We start from the raw sequence: 15,472 nt of genomic DNA, 5'->3' as shown, positions 1-15,472 counted from the left end.
CGGGCCCTAGTCAGGTCCCTGATTTGATCTTGGTCCACAAACGGGTCACCACCCGCTGTGTTTTCGCCGGGTAGGGCGTCGTGATGTAGAGGTTCTGCATCGTCGCTTCATCCGGATAGATCGCCGGGTCTCCGATCACGTCCTCTTCCAGAAACTCTTGCGAGGCTTTGTTGCCGTTGGCGTAGTAAACGTAGTTCGAAGCGGCGGCCATGTTGTTGGCGTCCAGGATGAAGTTCAGGAACTTATGTGCAGCTTCCGGGTTCGGCGCATCTGCAGGGATGGCCATCTGGTCGAACCACATCAGCGAGCCTTCGGCGAACGGGTGATATTCGATCTCAACCCCGTTTTCGGCCTCGGCGGCGCGGTCACGGGCCTGCAGGACATCACCCGACCAACCCACGGCGACACAGATATCACCATTGGCCAGCGCGTTGATGTATTCCGAGCTGTGGAATTTTTGGACATAAGGGCGCACAGCGGTCAGAAGTTCTTCGGATTTGGCGATGACGTCGGTGTCATGGCTGTCCGGGTTTTCTCCGATGTACTGCAGTGTCATCGGGATGATTTCAGTTGGTGCGTCCAGAAAATGAACACCGCACTCGGCCAGTTTCTCCATGTTCTCGGGTTTCAGGACCAGATCCATACTGTTAAGCGCCACATCCTCGCCCAGCACTTCTTTGACCTTGCCCACATTCACGCCAAGCCCGGTGGTTCCCCACATGTAGTTGATCGAATGAGCATTGTCCGGGTCATAACCCGAAGTTCGATCCTGAATAACATCCCAAAGATTGCCTGAGTTCGACAATTGCGACTTGTCCAGAGGTTGGAACGCGCCGGCCTGAATCTGGCGTTGCAGGAAGGTGCCGGTTGGCACAACCACATCGTAACCCGAGCCACCGGCCAGCATCTTGGTTTCCAGAACTTCGTTGCTGTCAAATACGTCATAGATCAGATCTATTCCGGTTTCTTCTTCGAACTTGGTCAAAAGCTCTTCGTCTATGTAATCTGACCAGTTGTACACGCGCACTTCACTCGCCCACGCGGTTTGTGCTGCGACTGCCGCAATGACGAACAGCGCACTCGACTTATGCTTTAGCATTCTTTTCTCCCCATCTGTCGGTACTGCGTTGCAATTTTGATCAAAATATGATTCTTTGCAAGCGCCTCGTCAAAATTTGATAATTTTATGATGGTGAACTAGGTTTCGATGCACGAATTGATAGGAGCGAAAAGAGAAGAATGAACCGGTTGACAGGCAGAAAGCCGGAGCACGAAACGATCTACGTTCAGATCAAGGAAATGATCTTGTATGGTGAATTTGTGCCCGGACAGCCGCTTACCATTCATGGTCTTGCCGAGGCGATAGGGGCCGGGGTAACGCCTGTAAGGGAATCGATCCGACGATTGACCGCCGAGGGCGCATTGGTGGCGCAAGAAAACCGTCGGGTGGAAGTTCCGGTCATGAGTGTCCATCGCTTGCAGCAGATCGAATTGGTTCGAATGTCAGTCGAGCCGAACCTTGCGGTTATGGCGGCTGAAAACTTCAAAGAATATCAAATAAGTGAGTTAGAACAGATAGATGCCATGGTTGACCGAGCCATTGAGGCTGGCGACATAAGAAGATATCTCGAGGCAAACTATCAGTTTCATTTCAAGCTGTATTCCGCTGCCGACGCTCAGATTCTGCAGCGAATTGCAGAGTCGCTTTGGCTGCAGATCGGGCCGTCATTGCGTGTCGTTTGCGGTCGCTCCGGGACAGCGAACCTGTTGGACCACCACCGCGAGGCGACTGAAGCGCTGCGAGGAGGAGACCCGGAAAAGGTCAGAACCGCCATTGAGCGAGATATCAGTCAGGGCATGGATTTTGTTCGCCAAACCCTTCCGGCTTAGCGTGATTTAAGTCGCTTGTTTGGGGCTGGTGAAACGTGGTGATTGACTATCACCTCAGATTTGATCAAAACTGTTTGCGTTGAAGAAGGTATCGCTTGTTTAGCGGTGTCGCGGAGGTTTTGATGAAAAATGCGAACAGTGATCACTGGCAGGAGAACCTGTCGGATGAATTCATGGCATACGCACAGGGGCGCAAAATCGATGAGGTCGAATGCATTGTGCCGGACCTTGCAGGGACCTCGCGTGGCAAGGCGATGCCCGCCATCAAGTTCAGGCCGGAAGAGGACCTCGCACTTCCGATCTCGCTCTTTTATCAGACGATTTCGGGTGAGTATGTCGATATGGAAATCGAGAACCAGTGGCTTGAAAAGGATATCGTGCTGTGCCCGGATATGAGCACGGCCTGCTCGGTTCCCTGGTCGGGTGACGATGTGTCGGTTCAGGTCATCTGTGACATGTTCAACCGCGATGGCTCGGCGCTGAGCGTCGCACCGCGCAACGTGTTGAAACGCGTGATGCAGGCGTATCGCGACAAAGGCTGGGCACCGATCATCGCGCCAGAGCTCGAGTTCTATCTTACCAAACCCAATCTCGACCCGAATGAGGAGATCGAGCCACCACTGGGCCGGACTGGCCGTAAAGGTGCGAGCCGTCAGGTTTATTCGATGGCCGCAGTCGATGAATATGGGGCGGTGATCGACACCATTTACGACTATGCCGAACTACAGGGCCTCGAGATTGATACCGTCATTCAGGAAGGCGGCGCGGGGCAGATTGAAATCAATCTGATGCATGGTGATCCAGAGCGTTTGGCCGATCAGGTGTTCTACTTCAAGCGCACGATCAGGGAAGCGGCGCTGAAAAACGGTGTCTTTGCCACTTTCATGGCAAAGCCGATCCGGGACGAACCCGGCAGTGCCATGCATGTCCACCAAAGTGTGATCGACACGACGAGCGGCAGGAATATCTTTTCGAACGAAGATGGCTCTGCCTCGGACCTGTTCCGTTGGTTCATCGGCGGATCGCAACATTATATGATGCAGGTTGTTCCGCTGCTGGCGCCCTATGTCAACTCGTACCGCCGGATTACGGTCGATGGCCAAAGCGCGCCAGCCAACCTGGAGTGGGCGCGCGACAACCGTACGACCGGTCTGCGTATACCGCATTCCAGCCCTGCTGCGCGTCGACTTGAAAACCGGGTCATCGGGATGGACTGCAACCCCTACATCGCCATCGCCACGTCGCTGGCCTGCGGGTATCTGGGGATGATGAACAAGATCGAGCCACGCGCCGAAGCCAAGCAGGAAGTCTGGGAGGCGGAAGAGCCGCTGCCTGCCAGCCTGCGTGAGGCGCTTGACCAGTTCGATGATGCAACCGAAATCCGTTCGGTCCTGGGTGAGGAATTCTGCCAGCTCTATGCAGATATCAAACGCGCTGAAAACGAAGAATACCAGCGCGAAATCTCACCCTGGGAACGGCAGCACCTACTTTTGAACGTTTGATTGGAGACCCTAACATGACGGCATTCGCAAACCATCTGCCCACTGCTGAACTGCAGGCGATGGACGCTGCCCACCACCTGCATCCCTTTACCAAGGGGGATGAGTTGAATGAAAAAGGCGCCCGCGTCATTACCGGTGCAAAAGGTGTCTGGTTGCGCGACAGCGAAGGCGCCGAGATTTTGGACGGCATGGCCGGTCTCTGGTGCGTCAATATCGGTTATGGCCGGGAAGAGTTGGCCGAGGTCGCAGCACGGCAGATGAAAGAGCTGCCTTATTATAACACCTTCTTCCAGACTACACATGTCCCTGCGCTAATGCTGGCTAAGAAGCTGGCTGAGCTGGCACCCGGTGATCTGAACCATGTGTTTTTTGCCAATGGCGGCTCGGACGCCAATGACACCAACATTCGTCTGGTGCGCACTTACTGGGCCGAGAAGGGCCAGCCCGAGCGGGACGTGATCATCTCGCGCTGGAACGCCTATCACGGTTCGACCATTGGTGGCACGTCGTTGGGTGGAATGAAAGGGATGCATGAGCAGGGCAGCCCGCCGATCCCGGGCATCGAGTTCATTGATCAGCCGAACTGGTGGGCTGAAGGTGGTGACGTATCGCCCGAGGAATTCGGCCTCGAACGCGCGCGCCAATTGGAAGCCAAAATCAAAGAGGTTGGGCCGGAAAAAGTCGCGGCCTTTATCGGCGAGCCGATTCAGGGGGCGGGCGGAGTCATCGTGCCACCATCGACGTACTGGCCCGAGATTCAGCGCATCTGTAAGAAATACGATATCCTGCTGATCGTTGATGAGGTGATCTGCGGTTTTGGCCGGACTGGCAATTGGTTTGGCTCACAAACACTGGGCATCAATCCAGACATTATGACAGTAGCTAAGGGGCTCAGCTCGGGCTATGCGCCCATAGGTGCGTCGATAGTGTCGGACGAAATTGCGAAGGTTCTTGACGGGACCGAGTTCAATCATGGCTATACCTATTCCGGCCATCCTGTAGCCTGCGCCGTAGCGTTGGAGAACCTTCGTATTCTGGAAGAGGACGGGATCATCGAACACGTGCGTAACGTAGCCGCCCCTTATCTGAAGGAAAAATGGGAGGCTCTGGCCGATCATCCGCTGGTGGGCGAAACAAAGATCGTTGGAATGATGGCCTCAATTGCGCTGACCCCGGACAAGTCGACCCGTGCTCCGTTTGCGTCGGACGCTGGAACCGTTGGGTATATCTGCCGTGAACGGTGCTTTGCGAACAATGTCATCATGCGTCATGTGGGCGATCGGATGATCATTTCTCCGCCGCTGACCATTACGCTGGATGAAATCGATGTCCTGATCGAACGGGCCCGCAAATCGCTGGACGAATGTCTTGAACAGATCCGCGTGGACGGAATGTTCGAAGCGGCGTGAATGCGAGCCTCCAATGGATCTGCTGACCGCAAATGACCGGTTGGGGGAATACCCCGGCTCATACTATGCCGATGTGGCCGAAACCCTTGACCCGTTACCCCGGGCGCAGGGATCGTTGGAATGCGACGTCTGCGTTGTCGGTGCGGGATTCACGGGCCTTTCAACGGCCTATCATCTGGCGCAACGTGGCTATGACGTGATTGTGCTGGATGCACAGCGTGTCGGTTTTGGCGCATCCGGCCGCAATGGCGGTCAGGTCAGCATGGGGCAGCGCGTCGATCAGGAAGAGCTTGAAGGCATGGTCGGGGACGAGCATGCACGCCAGTTGTGGGATATTGGCGCGCAGGCTGTCGATCTGGTGCGCGAACTAACCAAGAAGGATGAGGTCCGCACCAGTTTCCACGATGGCGTGATCCACACAGTGCACCGGGAACGGTACCACAAGCACAATGTGGAATACGTCGAGCACATGAACACCAAATATGGCTATGACAAAATCCGACTTCTGGACAAGGATGAATGTCGCCATTTGGTGAACTCACCTGCCTATTACGGCGGAACGCTGGATATGGGTGCGGGTCACGTGAACCCGTTTGAGCTTGTGCTGGGTCTGGCGCGGCTGGCCGTCAAAGCAGGTGTGCGGATATTCGAACGGTCGAAAGTCAACAAGGTTCTGGAGGGTGAGCCCGCGGTGGTCAAGACCGAGGAGGCCAGCGTCAAGGCGCGCTATGTGGTTTTGGGTTGTAACGGCTATTTGGGTGAAATGCACAAACATGTGGCGCAACGTGTCATGCCGATCAACAATTTCATCGTGTCCACCGAGCCGATGGACCCGGCAGCGCAGGAAGAGATCATACGTAACAACTATGCGGTCGCTGACAGCAAGTTCGTGATCAATTATTTCCGCTTCTCTGACGACCACCGCCTGCTGTTTGGCGGCACCGAAAGCTATGGTTACCGGTTCCCGTCCGACATCGCCTCGGCGGTGCGAAAGCCGATGACCGAGATATTCCCGCAGCTGAAGGGCGCCCGCATCGATCATGCCTGGGGTGGAACGCTGGGCATTACCATGAACCGGATGCCGCATTACGAACGGATCGGAGGTAATATTCTGACGCTGTCGGGCTTCTCGGGCGCAGGCGTGGCTCTGGGTACGTTGTCGGGTCAGATAGCGGCAGAGACCATTGCAGGTCAGGCAGAGCGTTTCGACATCATGGCCAAAGTTCCGACCAAACCCTTCCCCGGCGGTCCGATGTTTCGCACACCGCTTCTGGTGCTGGCGATGCTTTGGTTCAGCCTGCGCGATAAGTTGTAGACTTTGTGCTCGACCCGCGTAGATCATGCTTTTGAGAAGCTAACAGTATGGTATGTCGGCGGTGACGGTGAAAACAGATAGGCGCATGACGCGCGGCGCGGCAAAGCGTTCCGATACCCCGATGGCAGCCGTTGGTTGCTTTGCGGTGTCCTGCCTCGCTGCGACCTGCAACATCTGCATCCGACCCGGGTAACAGCGGATGAAGAGACTTTATGAACCCCTGGCCTATGGCGATCGCCCGATCCGTGACCGGTATTGGGACAGCACGGTTGATGCGCCTATGCCTGAGTATCAGGTTCAGGCTGGTGAAACGGTGTGTGAATTCGCAATCATCGGTGGCGGCTATACCGGTCTGTCAGCGGCACTGACTCTGGCCGGGGCAGGGGCGGATGTGGTGTTGCTGGACGGGCAAGGGCCCGGCTGGGGTGCCTCTGGTCGCAATGGCGGGTTGGTCTCGGTCGGCAGTGGCAAGATGGAACACGATCAGATCGTCAAGAAATACGGCGAAGATGACGCGCGCGTGTTCTTCGATGCCGAACGTGCTTCGGTCGATTTGGTCGAGGAGTATCTGGATCGGTACAATCTGGACGTGGATCGTCATTCCAAGGGTTACACTTACGTCGCCCATCGGCCTGCCGCTGTTGAGGGGCTCAAGCAATACGGGCAACAGTATACGAACCGCTATGGGCTGCCTTATGAGTTCGTTCCAAAGGAAGAGATGGCTGCGCATGGCCTGAACAGTCCTGATTTTCACGGTGCTGTGCATCTGCCGATCGGATTTGCACTTAATCCGATGAAGTTCGTTCTAGGCCTGACCCGGCAGGCCGAAGCTGCCGGAGTGCGCATGTTTTCGCATTCTCCGGTCACAAGGATCGCGCAGGACAACGGCCATGTTCTGCATACGCCCAACGGGATTGTGCGTGCAAAGAAGCTTCTGATCGCAACCAACGGTTATTCCTCAGACGATCTTCCAATGGCATTTGCGGGTCGCTATCTGCCTGTGCAGTCGAACATTCTGGTCACTCGACCCTTGAGTGATGACGAGATCAATGCGCAGGGATGGTGGAGCGCGCAGATGGTCTGTGACACACGCACGCTGCTTCATTATTTCCGTCTGCTTCCGAACAAACGAATGCTGCTTGGCTTACGCGGTTCGGTCCGTGTAACGGAGACCAACATCGCCGCGACCGAGGCCAAAGCTCACGCTGATTTCAAGCGGATGTTTCCCGAATGGAGGCATGTGGAAATTGCGTATTTCTGGTCGGGTTTGATCTGTATGACCCGCAATCTCGTGCCCTTCGCCGGCGCGGTTCCCGGGTTGGACAACGCCTGGGCTGCGCTGGGGTATCACGGCGGTGGTGTAACGATGGCTCCTTATGCGGGCGCGCTGATCGCCGATCAGGCTTTGGGCCGTGCAACCCGACCCCATCCTGATCTGATGAAGCGCCCGATGCGCCGGTTCGAGTTTGGCTCATGGCGGCGCGCCTCGCTGCCGTTGGCCTTCACGTGGTACAAGATCAAAGACAACCTTTGATCCCGCCAAGGCGCGCGCAGGATTGCAGAAAGACCCCCGAGACTTCATTCAAAGCCAGCTCAAAGACTAGGCAGGATTCCCCTGCGGTCGTGGCGAAGGCCGATCTTGGCCTCCGCTGGTTGCCGATATCTTCAGGTTCTGTTGCGGAAGATGAATCCGATGAAGTTTAGCAGCAGCTGCGCAGCCAGGATCTGGGTGCTTTCGGTCGGATCATAGGCTGGGGCAACCTCGACCAGATCGATGCCCACCACATCGCCGCGCTTGGTGAGGCCCTGCACGATTTCCAACACATCGTAGTACTGAAACCCGCCGTGGCTGGGTGTACCGGTTCCCGGCGCGATTGACGGGCAGAAGGCATCGATGTCGATGGTGACATAGTACCGCGCGCCCTCAGGGATACGATCTAGAACGCCTTCTGTCCCCAGCTTGCGTACCTGCCGCACAGAGATGATGTCCGAACCGCGCGCGCGCGCATCGTCGTACCCTTCCTTCGCGGTCGAAGACACGTTGCGAATGCCCAATTGGGTCATGCCTGAGACATAGTCTTTCTCGATAGCTCGGCGCATCGGGTTTCCGTGGCCCAGGGTCACGCCTTTACGCTCATCGACGAAATCCAGATGCGCGTCGATTTGAACGACGTGGATCGGGCCATTCTTGGCGCAATCTTCAGCGTAGGCATTGATGCAGGGGATGTTGATCGAGTGATCGCCCCCGATCGTTACCGGGATAGCACCCGCATCGAGGATCTTTTTCACCCCGAATTCGATGTTGTCGTGGCTTTCTTCGGTCTTGGTATGGATGATGTCTGCGTCGCCTATGTCGACGATGCGCACGTCCTCACCCAGATAGGTGGCGTCATCCTCGTGATCATAGGCTCCAGCATGACCAAAGCTGAACAAGGTCGATGCCTCGCGTACGGCCCGCGGGCCAAACCGTGCGCCCGGTCGGAACTGGCATCCGAAGTCGAATGGCGCACCAAGGATGGCGACATCTGCGTCGATCTTGTCCCAATTCTCGACATAAGGTTTCTTGCCGAATGTTGAAATACCGACAAAGGGTAGATTCAAGCGTCCAGATTCGTAGCCATGACCTGACATGATTTCTCCGTTTCCGAGAGTTTAGTGATGAGCCCGTTCCGGCGGGAACGAGGCGATTTGAGAGGTGGCGGACAGTAAACTGGTCGCGATCAGCATGAGGAACACCGAAAATCCCATGAGCCGTAGCGCTCGGCGCGCTGCGGACAAATGGACAAAGCATCCCTCGCGGGGCGATATCGGTTTATCGTGACAATAGATGTAGAGCATGCAGTAGGCCGAGATTAACACTACAATCGACAACTGATGCAAGATACTGGCAATAAACAATCGCGACATCGGCATGTTAGAAACCACGCCGTTGATGGCACTGGTCCTTTCAGCCCAGGTCTTACCCGATCGATGCCCCAGATCACTCCAGCGAGACCCAGAGAACTCTGGCGTCTTCTTCGCTGGTCGAGATGCAGCCGTGGCCCATGCCGCTGTCGTAATAGAGAGAGTCACCTGCTTTCATTTTCAGAGGCCGATAGTGCTCAGAAACGAATGTGAGCTCGCCACTGATCACGTACATGAACTCTTCGCCGCTATGACGGATCCAGGTCTCGAATTCTGACAAATCGCGGGCTTTGATCGTTGCGATGTAGGGCAACATGCGCTTGGTGGTCAGCTCAGGGCAAAGCAATTCGTGCAGATAGGTGGGAGTGTCCTTCATTTCGCCTTCACCTTTTGGGGTGAAATCGCGGCGTCCTGAAATTCCGGTCTGGTTGGTTTGCAGGAACAATTGCGGTGTGCTCATGTCCAACGCCTGCGTCAGCCTGCGAACAATGTCGAAGCTGGGGCGTGTCTGATTGTTTTCGATCTTGGAAAGTGTCGAGCGACCGATTCCTGCAGCCCGTCCTGCTTCTTCCAACGTCCATCCTTTTGCCCGGCGCGCATCCCGGATTGAGCGCCCCAGTGCAGCGCCTTCATCCTGTTCCTCCGGACCGGAGGCCTCGTTCGAAGTATCATCTGCCATGAAAATCCCCCTGTTTTTCTTCAGGTTACCTGTTTCCCCGCACTCACACAACTTCACAAAAATGAGATTAATGTTGCCATAAGAGATAAAAATCCACTATAGGAAACAAAATTTCGTACTTGGGATTCGGGATTGCTGGAGGAGACCATGTTTACAAAATCGATCAAAGATGCCGATCCGGTCATTGCTGCGTCAATTGCGCGTGAAGGCAAACGTCAGGCAGAGCAGATTGAGCTGATTGCGTCGGAAAACATCGTTTCGCAGGCTGTCATCGACGCACAAGGCTCTGTTCTGACAAACAAATATGCCGAAGGTTACCCCGGTCGCCGTTATTATGGCGGGTGCGAATATGTGGATGAAGTGGAAAGCGAAGCGATCGATCGCCTCAAGAAACTTTTCGGGTGCGAATATGCAAATGTTCAGCCGCATTCGGGCGCGCAAGCCAACGGCGCGGTGAAGCTGGCGCTGCTTAGCCCCGGAGACACGATCCTTGGCATGTCGCTGGATGCCGGCGGTCACCTGACCCATGGTGCAAAGCCCGCGCAATCAGGCAAGTGGTTTCGTCCGGTACAGTACGGTCTGACCGATGCAGGTCTGATCGACTACAATCAGGTTGCAGAGCTGGCCCGGGCTGAGAAACCCAAACTGATCATCGCCGGGGCATCGGCCTATTCTCAGAAAATCGATTTTGCCAAATTCCGCGAAATTGCTGATGAGGTCGGGGCGTGGCTGCTGGCCGACATGGCGCATATCGCTGGGTTGGTAGCCACGGGTCTGCACCCCTCGCCGATTGGACACGCTCATGTGGTTACTTCTACCACGCACAAGACTCTGCGTGGCCCGCGCGGCGGCATCATTCTGACCAATGATGAAGCGCTGGCGAAGAAGATCAATTCGGCAGTTTTCCCCGGCTTGCAAGGCGGCCCTCTGATGCATGTGATCGCGGGCAAGGCAGTTGCCTTTGGCGAGGCTCTGAAGCCGGAATTCAAGGAATACATGCAGCGCGTCGTCGACAGTGCGTCCGCGTTGGCTAACGTGATGATGGCACGTGGTTGCGACATCGTTTCGGGTGGCACCGAGAACCACTTGATGCTGGTTGATCTGCGCCCCATCGGTGTGACGGGCAAGGACGCCGAGGCCGCGTTGGAACGCGCCGGGTTCACCTGCAACAAGAACAGCGTTCCCGGCGATCCTGAGAAGCCGACCATCACCAGTGGTATCCGTCTGGGCACCGCTGCCGGATGCAGCCGCGGCTTTGGACCGGAAGAGTTCAAGCAGATTGGCCACCTGATTGGAGATGTGTTGGACGCACTGGCACAATCCCCAGGCGGAGATGAAGCTGTCGAAAAAGAAACCCGCGAGAAGGTTCACGCCCTCTGTGCAAACCACCCGATCTACTGAAAGAAGACCAGATGACTTACGATCTTATCGTCATCGGCGGCGGCCCGGGCGGCTATGTTGCAGCCATTCGCGCGGCTCAGTTGGGCTTGAAGGTGGCCTGCGTCGAAGGGCGCGGGGCACTGGGTGGAACCTGTCTGAATGTGGGGTGCATCCCCTCCAAAGCGTTGCTGACCTCTTCGGCCAAATATGCCGAACTTGCACATCTCTCCTCCCACGGTATTGCGGTCGAGGGGGCCAGCATTGATGTATCCGCGATGATGGGGCGCAAGGACAAGATCGTCGGCGATCTGACCAATGGCATCGCGTTCCTGTTCAAGAAAAACGGCATTGATCTGATCGAGGGCTGGGCCAGCATTCCGGCGGTCGGGCAGGTCAAGGTGGGGGATGACGTCCATGAGGCAAAGAATATACTGATCGCCACCGGTTCCGAACCCACCTCGCTGCCGGGGATCGAGATTGACGAGCAGGACGTCCTCAGCTCAACCGGCGCGATTGCGCTGGACGTTGTGCCCGAGCATCTGGTGGTGATCGGTGCTGGTGTGATCGGGCTGGAACTGGGGCAGGTCTGGGCCCGTCTGGGCGCCAAAGTGACGGTTGTTGAATATCTGGACCGTGTGCTGCCGGGCATCGATGGCGAAATTGCCAAGCTGGCGCAGCGCGCCCTGTCCAAACGCGGGCTGAAGTTCCAGCTGGGCCGTGCTCTGAAATCGGTCGAGAAAACGGATGCGGGCCTGGCCCTGACCGTGGATCGTGTAGGCAAGGACAAAGAAGAAGTGATCGAGGCCGATAAAGTCCTGATCGCAGTTGGTCGTCGGCCGGTGACCCGGGGTCTTGGTCTTGCGGACCTTGGTGTTGCGGTAGACGCGCGCGGGTTTATCGAGGTTGATGATGCCTTTCAGACATCGGTGCCGGGTGTTTATGCCATCGGCGATTGTGTTCCGGGCCCGATGCTGGCGCACAAGGCTGAAGAGGACGGTGTTGCTTGTGTCGAGATGCTGGCAGGGCAGGGCGGTCACGTGGATTACAACACTGTGCCCGGCGTCGTGTACACCGATCCTGAGGTTGCTTCTGTCGGATTGACCGAGGAGGCGCTTAAAGAGGCCGGAGCCGAGTATTTGGTGGGCAAGTTTGCCTTCATGGCCAACTCTCGCGCGCGTTCTACCGGAGAAACCGATGGGGCGGTCAAGGTTTTGGCTGACCCGAACGGCAAAATCCTGGGCGCTCATATCTGCGGTGCACATGGCGGTGATCTGATTGCCGAACTAGTTCTGGCCATGACCAAGGGCGCAACCGTGTCCGAAGTAGCCGCAACCTGTCACGCACATCCGGCCATGGGAGAGGCGGTGAAAGAAGCCTGCCTCGACGCCATGGGCCGCGCGATCCACGCGTAAGGGGGAATAGCCAGATGACCGTCCAGCTTCGTCCTCGCCACCCGGAAAAAGCCAAGAAGGCAGACAGTGTAATCCCGCGCAAGCCTAAGTGGATTCGCAAGAAAAAGGGCGACAGCGCAGAATACTATGAAACCCGACGCCTGATGCGCGAGCATGATCTGGCAACGGTCTGTGAAGAGGCCGCGTGCCCGAACATCGGTGAATGCTGGTCCAAACGCCATGCCACGATGATGATCATGGGCGAGATCTGTACGCGTGGTTGTTCCTTCTGCAATGTAGCCACCGGTCGGCCAGATAAGTTGGATGTATTCGAACCGGGCCGAGTTGCTGCCGCCGTCAAGAAGCTGGGTCTTCGCCATGTGGTGATCACGTCAGTTGACCGGGATGATCTGGAAGATGGCGGCGCCGAGCATATCGCGCAAACCATCCGCGCCGTGCGCCATCAAAATCCGGGAACCACAGTCGAAGTTCTGACACCGGATTTTCTGGGAAAAGGATGCGCCTCAGATATTGTATTTGAAGCGGCACCGGATGTCTTCAACCACAATCTGGAAACTGTACCGCATCTCTATCCGACGGTGCGCCCGGGTGCTCGCTATTACACGTCGCTCCGCTTGCTCGACGATGCAAAGCGCACCAATCCCGAGATTTTCACGAAATCGGGCCTGATGGTTGGTTTGGGCGAAAGCTTGAACGACGTGCGGCAAGTCATGGACGACCTGCGTGCTGCCAATGTCGATTTTCTGACCGTCGGCCAGTACCTGCAACCCACCACGAAACATCATCCGATCGACCGGTTCTGGTCACCGGAAGAATTTGCCCAACTGGAACAGATCGCGCGTTCCAAGGGCTTCTTGCACGTGTCGGCGACTCCGCTGACCCGTTCGTCGTTCCACGCGGACGAAGATTTTGTCGCCCTAAAGCAAGCCCGCCAACGGGCTTTGGCGAACTGGGCATAACTCTAACGCATATGGGAGGAAATCCATGGAAGCGTTAAACTCAATCGTAGGGGCCATCAATGGCGTCGTATGGGGGCCGCTGATGTTGGTTCTCATTCTTGGCGTCGGCTTCTTCCTGCAGGTCGGCCTGAAATTCATGCCGATCCTGCGCGTCGGCACAGGTTTCAGCCTGCTGTTCAAAGGCCGTGAAGGTCAGGGCGAAGGGCAAATCAGCCCGTTCAACGCGCTGATGACCTCGCTGTCGGCGACCATCGGTACGGGTAATATCGCCGGTGTGGCCACTGCTGTCTTCCTGGGCGGTCCGGGCGCCTTGTTCTGGATGTGGATGACCGCCCTGGTGGGCATGGCCACCAAATATGCCGAAGCCGTCTGCGCGGTTAAGTATCGCGAAAAGGACGAGCTTGGTAACTATGTCGGCGGCCCGATGTACTACATCAAGAACGGTCTGGGCGCGAAATGGGCCTGGCTGGGCGTTGCTTTCGCTCTGTTCGGCGCGATCGCTGCCTTCGGCATCGGCAACGGCGTACAGGCCAACGGTGTGGCGCAGGTACTGGAAGCCAACTTTGGCCTCAACACCTCGGTCACCGGTGTCGTGCTGATGGTCCTCACCGCAGCCGTGATTCTGGGTGGTATCACCCGCATCGGTGCGGTTGCCGGTAAGCTGGTTCCCTTCATGGCGGTCGCTTATATAATCGCCGGTCTGCTGGTTCTGCTGATTAACATCGGCAATATCGGTTCCGCCCTGTCGCTGGTCTTTACCTACGCCTTCACCCCATCGGCCGCCGAAGGTGGTTTCGCGGGCGCAGCCGTCTGGGCCGCCATCCGCTTCGGTGTGGCACGTGGTGTCTTCTCGAACGAAGCCGGTTTGGGTTCGGCACCGATTGCGCACGCCGCCGCCGAGACCAAAGGTCCGGTAAACCAAGGCCTGATCGCTATGCTGGGTACGTTCATCGACACCATCATCGTCTGCTCGATCACCGGTCTGGCAATCATCGCTTCGGGTGCGTGGACATCGGGTGAATCCGGTGCGGCGCTGACCAGCCACGCGTTCGAACTGTCGCTGCCGGGTATCGGTGGGTATCTGATCGCCATCGCTCTGTCGATCTTTGCCTTCACCACCATCCTGGGCTGGTCGTTCTACGGCGAGAAATGTGTGGAGTTCCTGCTGGGTGTGAAATCCCTGATGCCCTACCGCGTCCTGTGGATCGTCATGATCTACTTCGGCGCAACTGCAGATCTGGGCTTCATCTGGCTGCTGGCGGATACGCTGAACGCCATGATGGCCATTCCGAACCTGATCGCCCTCGCGTTGCTGAGCCCAATCGTCTTTAAATTGACGAAAGAGTTCTTCGCCTCGGGCGGCAAGTCCGAAGAGCCGGGCGCAACGGCTGCCGAGTAATCTCGGGTCTAAAGAATGCGGAGGGCCATCTCGGCCCTCCGGTTTGAAACCGAATTCCCTATCTCGAGGAGAGACGTGATGGCCACGAAAATCCTGCTGCCTATTGATCATACCGACGACCGCTCATGGAAGAATGCCCTGCCTCTCGCACTGGAACAGGCGAAATTCTACGGGGCTGAGCTGCACGCGGTTGCCGTCATCCCTGAGATCATCCAGCTGCCGAACCTGCCCGCCAATTATGGCGCTGGCGCGAAAGAGCACGTGCGCAATGCGGTTCAGGCCATTCTGGATCATGGCGATGCCTCTGACGTAACAATCCACGTCGAAGAAGGCAGCGTTTACCGCGAGATCCTGAAGCTTGCCTACAAGGACGGCTTTGACCTGATCGTCATGGCGTCGACCAAAGGCGATTTCCCGAACTATGAGATCGGCCCGAACCTCGCCCGTGTCGTGCGCAACGCGCATTGCACCGTCACGGTCGTTCGCGACCAGTCCCGCTGATTGAAAGGCGCAAGTTATGACAGAGATTAAGCGCACTCCCCTTCACGCGTTGCATGTTGAGTTGGGAGGTAAGTTGGTTGATTTTGCTGGTTGGGAGATGCCTGTTCAGTATCCCTTGGGGA

Annotated in this window: 13 protein-coding genes; 10 read left to right on the top strand and 3 right to left on the bottom strand. The window is 56.7% G+C overall.

The genetic code is table 11. The annotated features are described in order from the left end of the window. Nucleotides 1-10: 10 nt before the first annotated feature. Nucleotides 11-1,099 (bottom strand): polyamine ABC transporter substrate-binding protein, encoded by a 1,089-nt coding sequence (locus ACR0AZ_RS20290; protein WP_480472032.1) that lies wholly within the window; start codon nt 1,097-1,099, stop codon nt 11-13. Between the two features lie 140 nt (nt 1,100-1,239). Between ACR0AZ_RS20290 and ACR0AZ_RS20285 the strand changes: the two genes are divergently transcribed. The 5 genes from ACR0AZ_RS20285 to ACR0AZ_RS20265 all read left to right on the top strand — a co-directional run bounded on the left by ACR0AZ_RS20285 (nt 1,240) and on the right by ACR0AZ_RS20265 (nt 7,650). Continuing rightward, nucleotides 1,240-1,890: a GntR family transcriptional regulator gene (locus tag ACR0AZ_RS20285; protein WP_480472031.1), complete on the top strand. Its 651-nt coding sequence runs from the start codon at nt 1,240-1,242 to the stop codon at nt 1,888-1,890. A 122-nt stretch (nt 1,891-2,012) separates the two neighbouring features. Next, a complete protein-coding gene (locus ACR0AZ_RS20280) occupies nt 2,013-3,392 on the top strand; it encodes a glutamine synthetase family protein (protein ID WP_480472030.1) in 1,380 nt (459 codons plus the stop codon). A gap of 14 nt (nt 3,393-3,406) precedes the next feature. Continuing rightward, nucleotides 3,407-4,801 carry an aspartate aminotransferase family protein gene (locus ACR0AZ_RS20275; protein WP_480472029.1) on the top strand — a complete coding sequence of 465 codons (1,395 nt, stop codon included), beginning with the start codon at nt 3,407-3,409 and terminating at the stop codon, nt 4,799-4,801. A 13-nt stretch (nt 4,802-4,814) separates the two neighbouring features. Next, complete coding sequence (locus tag ACR0AZ_RS20270) at nt 4,815-6,116, top strand: NAD(P)/FAD-dependent oxidoreductase (protein ID WP_480472028.1); 1,302 nt, start codon at nt 4,815-4,817, stop codon at nt 6,114-6,116. 199 nt (nt 6,117-6,315) lie between these two features. Beyond that, nucleotides 6,316-7,650 (top strand): NAD(P)/FAD-dependent oxidoreductase, encoded by a 1,335-nt coding sequence (locus ACR0AZ_RS20265; RefSeq protein WP_480472027.1) that lies wholly within the window; start codon nt 6,316-6,318, stop codon nt 7,648-7,650. A 131-nt stretch (nt 7,651-7,781) separates the two neighbouring features. On the opposite strand, the gene speB is transcribed toward ACR0AZ_RS20265, so the two are convergent. Then, nucleotides 7,782-8,747 (bottom strand): agmatinase, encoded by a 966-nt coding sequence (gene speB / locus ACR0AZ_RS20260; RefSeq protein ID WP_480472026.1) that lies wholly within the window; start codon nt 8,745-8,747, stop codon nt 7,782-7,784. Nucleotides 8,748-9,096: 349 nt separating this feature from the next. Further along, nucleotides 9,097-9,699, bottom strand: coding sequence for a helix-turn-helix domain-containing protein (locus ACR0AZ_RS20255; RefSeq protein WP_480472025.1), 603 nt, complete (start codon nt 9,697-9,699; stop codon nt 9,097-9,099). 147 nt (nt 9,700-9,846) lie between these two features. On the opposite strand from ACR0AZ_RS20255, the gene glyA reads away from it, so the two are divergent. From glyA to ACR0AZ_RS20230, 5 genes are all read left to right on the top strand, one after another. Next, a complete protein-coding gene (gene glyA / locus ACR0AZ_RS20250) occupies nt 9,847-11,100 on the top strand; it encodes a serine hydroxymethyltransferase (protein ID WP_480472024.1) in 1,254 nt (417 codons plus the stop codon). 11 nt (nt 11,101-11,111) lie between these two features. Then, nucleotides 11,112-12,491 carry a dihydrolipoyl dehydrogenase gene (lpdA, locus tag ACR0AZ_RS20245; RefSeq protein WP_480472023.1) on the top strand — a complete coding sequence of 460 codons (1,380 nt, stop codon included), beginning with the start codon at nt 11,112-11,114 and terminating at the stop codon, nt 12,489-12,491. 14 nt (nt 12,492-12,505) lie between these two features. Continuing rightward, the gene (lipA, locus tag ACR0AZ_RS20240) at nt 12,506-13,450 is read left to right on the top strand and encodes a lipoyl synthase (RefSeq protein WP_480472022.1); all 945 of its coding nucleotides are present in this window, start codon (nt 12,506-12,508) and stop codon (nt 13,448-13,450) included. A gap of 25 nt (nt 13,451-13,475) precedes the next feature. After that, on the top strand, nt 13,476-14,849 hold the full coding sequence (locus tag ACR0AZ_RS20235; RefSeq protein ID WP_480472021.1) for an alanine/glycine:cation symporter family protein: 1,374 nt from the start codon (nt 13,476-13,478) through the stop codon (nt 14,847-14,849). 78 nt (nt 14,850-14,927) lie between these two features. Further along, complete coding sequence (locus tag ACR0AZ_RS20230) at nt 14,928-15,350, top strand: universal stress protein (RefSeq protein WP_480659608.1); 423 nt, start codon at nt 14,928-14,930, stop codon at nt 15,348-15,350. The last annotated feature ends 122 nt before the right edge of the window (nt 15,351-15,472 follow it).

The sequence above is a fragment of the Ruegeria sp. BE3 genome (genome assembly GCF_056538865.1).
This window is presented reverse-complemented; position numbering and strand designations above follow the sequence as displayed.

Bases quoted from the DNA above. Each gene is read 5' to 3' on its own strand.
- ACR0AZ_RS20285 (WP_480472031.1), top strand. From the start codon at position 1,240: ATGAACCGGTTGACAGGCAGAAAGCCGGAGCACGAAACGATCTACGTT.
- speB (WP_480472026.1), bottom strand. From the start codon at position 8,747: ATGTCAGGTCATGGCTACGAATCTGGACGCTTGAATCTACCCTTTGTC.
- lpdA (WP_480472023.1), top strand. From the start codon at position 11,112: ATGACTTACGATCTTATCGTCATCGGCGGCGGCCCGGGCGGCTATGTT.
- ACR0AZ_RS20265 (WP_480472027.1), top strand. From the start codon at position 6,316: ATGAAGAGACTTTATGAACCCCTGGCCTATGGCGATCGCCCGATCCGT.
- ACR0AZ_RS20275 (WP_480472029.1), top strand. From the start codon at position 3,407: ATGACGGCATTCGCAAACCATCTGCCCACTGCTGAACTGCAGGCGATG.
- ACR0AZ_RS20280 (WP_480472030.1), top strand. From the start codon at position 2,013: ATGAAAAATGCGAACAGTGATCACTGGCAGGAGAACCTGTCGGATGAA.
- glyA (WP_480472024.1), top strand. From the start codon at position 9,847: ATGTTTACAAAATCGATCAAAGATGCCGATCCGGTCATTGCTGCGTCA.
- lipA (WP_480472022.1), top strand. From the start codon at position 12,506: ATGACCGTCCAGCTTCGTCCTCGCCACCCGGAAAAAGCCAAGAAGGCA.
- ACR0AZ_RS20270 (WP_480472028.1), top strand. From the start codon at position 4,815: ATGGATCTGCTGACCGCAAATGACCGGTTGGGGGAATACCCCGGCTCA.
- ACR0AZ_RS20235 (WP_480472021.1), top strand. From the start codon at position 13,476: ATGGAAGCGTTAAACTCAATCGTAGGGGCCATCAATGGCGTCGTATGG.
- ACR0AZ_RS20290 (WP_480472032.1), bottom strand. From the start codon at position 1,099: ATGCTAAAGCATAAGTCGAGTGCGCTGTTCGTCATTGCGGCAGTCGCA.
- ACR0AZ_RS20230 (WP_480659608.1), top strand. From the start codon at position 14,928: ATGGCCACGAAAATCCTGCTGCCTATTGATCATACCGACGACCGCTCA.
- ACR0AZ_RS20255 (WP_480472025.1), bottom strand. From the start codon at position 9,699: ATGGCAGATGATACTTCGAACGAGGCCTCCGGTCCGGAGGAACAGGAT.